3 protein-coding genes and 1 tRNA gene are annotated in these 4756 nt (G+C 63.6%); 3 read left to right on the top strand and 1 reads right to left on the bottom strand.

Annotated features, from left to right (window positions below):
- Window positions 1-216 precede the first annotated feature (216 nt).
- Entirely contained in the window at window positions 217-1584 is a 1368-nt protein-coding gene (locus tag FJ418_RS31730) for a Ppx/GppA phosphatase family protein (RefSeq protein ID WP_140872220.1), read from the bottom strand.
- Window positions 1585-1849: 265 nt separating this feature from the next.
- Here FJ418_RS31730 and FJ418_RS31725 point away from each other — a divergent pair, with 265 nt between their 5' ends.
- From FJ418_RS31725 to FJ418_RS31715, 3 genes are all read left to right on the top strand, one after another.
- Window positions 1850-2782: a YbhN family protein gene (locus tag FJ418_RS31725; RefSeq protein WP_140872218.1), complete on the top strand. Its 933-nt coding sequence runs from the start codon at window positions 1850-1852 to the stop codon at window positions 2780-2782.
- Window positions 2783-2984: 202 nt separating this feature from the next.
- A tRNA-Gln gene (locus FJ418_RS31720) sits at window positions 2985-3058 on the top strand.
- A 521-nt stretch (window positions 3059-3579) separates the two neighbouring features.
- Window positions 3580-4756, top strand: a 1177-nt coding sequence (locus FJ418_RS31715) for a serine protease (RefSeq protein WP_140872216.1), incomplete at its 3' end; no start/stop codon positions are given.

The following is a 4756-nucleotide window of genomic DNA, read 5'->3' as shown; positions in this document are numbered from 1 at the left end:
TCAGCCATCGCATCAAGAAATGCGCCTGGAACGACGACTATCTCATCAATGCGATCACTCATATGCGATAGCCCTGCTTCGGAGGGAGAGGAAGGGAGCCAAGGCTGGCGACCTCGCGCCGTTCCTCTCCCCCGTCGATCGGGGGAGAGGTGTCGAGCGAAGCTCGACGGAGTGGGGGTCGACTGCTGATCAAAACAACGCGGCCACCTTTTGGGATCATGCGCGGCGCCCACCATCGCCACGCCAGACGCCGTCATCGGCCATCAGTTCGCTCAGGATTCCCTCGCGCAGGCCGCGGTCGGCGACGCGCAGCCGCTCGGACGGCCAGACGCCGCGGATCGCTTCCAGTATGGCGCAGCCGGCGAGCACCAGGTCGGCTCGGTCGGCGCCGATGCAGGGATTGGCGCAGCGCTGCTGGAAATCCCAGCCGATCAGCCGCTCGATCATGCGATCGACGCTGTCGCGATCCATCCAGAGGCCATCGACACGGCGGCGGTCGTAGCGCTCGAGATCGAGATGCACGCCGGCCAGCGTCGTCACCGTGCCGGAGGTGCCGAGCAGATGGAAGTTGGGGCTGGCCAGCACATGCGCGAGCCGATCGCGGCCGTCGAAGACCTTCAGCCGCGTAGCCACGTCGTCGACCATGGCGGCAAAGGTCTCGCGCGTCACCGTGCGTCCGCCGAAGCGCTCGGCGAGCGACACCACGCCGACCGGCAGCGAGGTCCACGACACGATGTGATTGGCGAGCCGCGGAGAGCGCCGCCCGGTCAGGTCGATCAGGGCGATTTCGGACGAGCCGCCGCCAATATCGAACAGCACCACGCCCTGCGTGTCGCGCTCGACCAGCGAGCCGCAACCGGAAACGGCAAGGCGGGCCTCGGTCTGGCGGTCGATGATTTCGAGCTTCAGCCCGGCTTCGCGCTCGACGCGGTCCAGGAATTCGACGCCGTTGGCGGCCGAACGGCAGGCTTCGGTGGCGATCAGCCTGGCTTTCCTGATCTTGCGGTTGCGCAGTTTCTCGCCGCATATCTTCAGCGCCTCGACGGCGCGGTCCATCGCGGCCTGGCTTAGCCGGCCGCTGGCCGTCAGCCCCTCGCCCAGCCTGACGATGCGCGAGAAAGCGTCGATGACGCGGAATTGGCCGTGACGGCCGGGCACCGCGACCAGCAGCCGGCAATTGTTGGTGCCGAGGTCGAGCGCGGCGAAAACCGGCAATTCCTGCTGCGGCGGACGCTGTGGGATCGACAGCCTTGGCTCAACCTGTGGCGGCCCGCTCTGAGGCTGGCTTGCCGCCGTGGCGGCCGGCGCGGCATGCGGCAGCGCGCCGCTGTCGTCGCGCGCGAATACCTTGCGGCCGCGCCTGCGCTTGCGGCGCTTGCGCGTCTTGCCTTTCGGCTGATCGCCCTGCTGGTCGGCCTGACTTGCGCCAGTCTGCCTCTGGTTGGCATGTCTGGGGTCGGCGTGTCTTTGGTGCGCACCCGCGTGGCGGCTGAATCGCGCCGTGTGCGGGCCCGCCGACTGCGTCGGCAATGCCCCGGACATGCCCACTGCCGACGCGCCCGCGCCGGTATCGTGGTCTTCCACTTCAGTTCCTTCCGGCGCCGCGCGAACCGGGAACGGACGCAGCAGGCACCTCGATTTGTTTCAAGTTGGGGGCAGAGTAGCAGCGCCGTTCGCAATCACCAAGAGCGCATGGCCGAATTTCGCTAACGTCGCATTTTGCCAGCGTCACGTTGGGGCAATGTCTTGCCGGTTGAATAGCCGGCTTCAATCGGGCATGTCTCAAATGAGGGTTCGAAAGGGTTTTGGGCACATCTATCAATGAGCTGCAACGCATGATGACGACGCTATGAACTGGAGGCGCTATTTCTGGCCGGTCATAGGCATCGCGGCCGTCGCATTCTCGCTGTGGCTGCTCATTCACGAACTGCGCGGCATTTCGCTCAACGATGTCTGGATCGGCATCTCCGCCATCCCGCCGCGCGGCTGGCTGCTCGCGGCGCTGAGCTCAATCGTCGCCTACGCCGCGCTCGCCGGCTACGACCACATCGCGTTGCTGCATATCGGCAAGAAGGTATCGTGGCTGTTCGTCACGCTGTGCTCCTTCACCACTTACGCGGTGTCGCACAATATCGGCGGCTCCGTGTTTTCCGGTGCGGTGATCCGCTACCGCGCCTATGCGACGCGGGGACTGACCGGCCAGGAGGTCGGCGTGCTGGTGGCGATCTGCTGGTTCACCTTCATCCTGTCCAGCGTTTTCCTCGGCGGCCTCGTGCTGTTGCTCGAACCCCAGATCATCGATCGTTTCACGGGCGCGCCGCATCACGGCGCGGCCTTCGCCACCGGGCTCGCCATGCTCATCCTTGTCGGCGCCTACGCCTTCGGCAGCTGGTTGCGGCTCAGACCGCTGAAGATAGGCAGCTTCCAGCTGCACTATCCGGCGCTGCCGATCGTGGCGCGGCAATTGCTGATCGGGCCGGTCGAACTGCTTGGGGCCGCCGCGATCATCTATTTTGCCCTGCCCGAGGTTGGCAATCCCGGCTATTTCGTCGTGCTCGGCGTGTTCATGGTGTCGTTCTCGATCGGGCTGTTGTCGCACGCGCCGGGCGCGCTCGGCGTGTTCGAGTTCGTCTTCCTCACCGGCCTTTCAGACATGGACCCAGTCGGCGTGCTCGCCGCCCTTCTGGTGTTCCGCCTGTTCTATCTCATCATTCCGCTGCTGATCGGCCTTGGCGTGGTGCTCTATTTCGAGCATTCGCAATACAGCCGCGAGGAGAACTGAAGCCTTCGGCGTCTGGCGGCGGAGCCAATGCATGTCGCCCAAAAGCGCGGAGCGGTTTTGGGCGAACGACATGCATCGGACAAAGGCTCAAAAAGCCTGCGGTTGATCTCTGCTGCGGGCTTGACTATTTTTCGATGGCGGCTACAAGGCAGCGCTCGCGGCGCATGAGCCGCCCGCTTCGCGCGATACCAATCGCGCCTGCTGGGGAATAGGTTAACGGTAGACCCACGGACTCTGACTCCGTTAGTCCTGGTTCGAATCCAGGTTCCCCAGCCAGCTATTCACGTAATTAAATCAAGTACTTATCTAGCGCTATCGTGGCAAAAGCGTGTTGCACGATTTTTCTCATCCCATAGCGCCAAAACCCTTGTTTTCCGGGCATGTCCCGATCCGTCACTTGCTGTCAGTGCAACACGGCTGCAACACGGATCAACCGATTTGTTCTCCTCCTGTTCACAACAGAGGACTGAGCACCAGCAGACACCGTCTTGAACATTCGGACGCCCCATCCTGTCGAGTGGCAAGGCGTCCAATCTCACGGGAAGCCGATCGAGGGCAAGCCAGGCGGCCGAGCGATGCATGCTGTGTTACGCCTGATTCAGTTGAGACCGTGGATTCCACCGCGTGTACCTTGCTTCTTGTCCTCGCAATTTCGAATAGAGACGTATGGCGACGTCAAATCTACTCGCTAGCGCTCTGGAGGTTTCGACACGCCTAATATAAGGTGTCCCTGACATACTTGCTCTGATATTTGCGATGATCGTTGCGCCGGTCTTCGGCGTGATGGGGTGGGTTTCATGACGACGCAGTACACGCGGCCGGTGGCGAGCATCCGCGGGGAGAGCGGAGCGATCTGCGGCAGCGGATGGTTGGCGCTTGGCCGTTATGTGATCACCTGCGCGCATGTGCTGGATGATGCGCTGAAGCGGCCGCGTGGGACGACGGAGCGGCCGGAGGGTACTTTTAAGTTCGAGCTGCCCTTCGTTGGCAAGACAGGCCTGACCGGGCGTGTGGTGGCCTGGTATCCGGTGCGGCCGCTTGCCGATCTGGTGCGCGATCCGCTGGCCGATATTGCTGTGCTGGAGCTCGAAGGTGGCAAAGAGCTCTCGGGCGGCATCGAGCCGGTTGCGGTCGATCGCCGGATACCGCCGCGCGGGACCGGGTTTCTGACCTACGGCTTTCCGGTCGGCTTTGACAACGGCATCGAAGCAAGTGGCGAAGTGCTGGTGCAGGACCCTGGCGGATGGCTTCAGGTCAGGGATACCCAAGCCTTCGGCTACTTCATTCAGCCAGGGTTCAGCGGTGCACCTGTGGTGAGCAAAACCGATCTGCGGCTGATCGGAATGGCGACCGCGGCCGATCGTGACAAGACGACCAGGCTGGCGTTTCTGCTGCCGGCGCAATTGATCTGCCGGGCCTTGCCGTTGCTTGCCAATCCCTATCGCGGGCTGTTTGCCTTTGGCGAAGAGGATGCGGATCTGTTCTTCGGCCGCGAGAACTTCGTGGCGGAGCTTCAGGCCAAGCTCGAGCGGCATCCCTTCGCAGCGGTGATCGGTCCGTCGGGCTCGGGCAAGTCGTCGGTGGTGCTGGCGGGGCTGGCGCCGAAGCTACTGGCACAAGATTGGAATGTCGCCGTGTGCCGCCCGCTGCGCGACCCACTGTTCCAGCTCAGCCTCGGTCTTGCCTCTCTCACAAATCCCAACCCCGCTAACTTCAGCGTCCGCAACAAAGAGGCGGAAGAATGGGCGGCGCGGTTGCGCAACGACCCCGGGCGTATTGTCGATCTGGCGCGCGAGATTGGAGGTAATACGCCCGGGCGGCAGAGGCGCACGCTTCTGATCATCGACCAGTTCGAGGAGCTGTTCACCCATGATGCGGAGGCGCCCGACGGTGCTGTGGCGCGCAAGGCGGAGATCACGGGCGAGGACGGTTCGCCGCGCCAGGCGCAGTTCCTCGCGGTGCTCGAGGCCATCG

Origin of the sequence: Mesorhizobium sp. B2-8-3 (genome assembly GCF_006440815.1) — a bacterium.
Taxonomy (GTDB): domain Bacteria; phylum Pseudomonadota; class Alphaproteobacteria; order Rhizobiales; family Rhizobiaceae; genus Mesorhizobium.
This window is presented reverse-complemented; position numbering and strand designations above follow the sequence as displayed.

Bases quoted from the DNA above. Each gene is read 5' to 3' on its own strand.
- FJ418_RS31725 (WP_140872218.1), top strand. From the start codon at position 1,850: ATGAACTGGAGGCGCTATTTCTGGCCGGTCATAGGCATCGCGGCCGTC.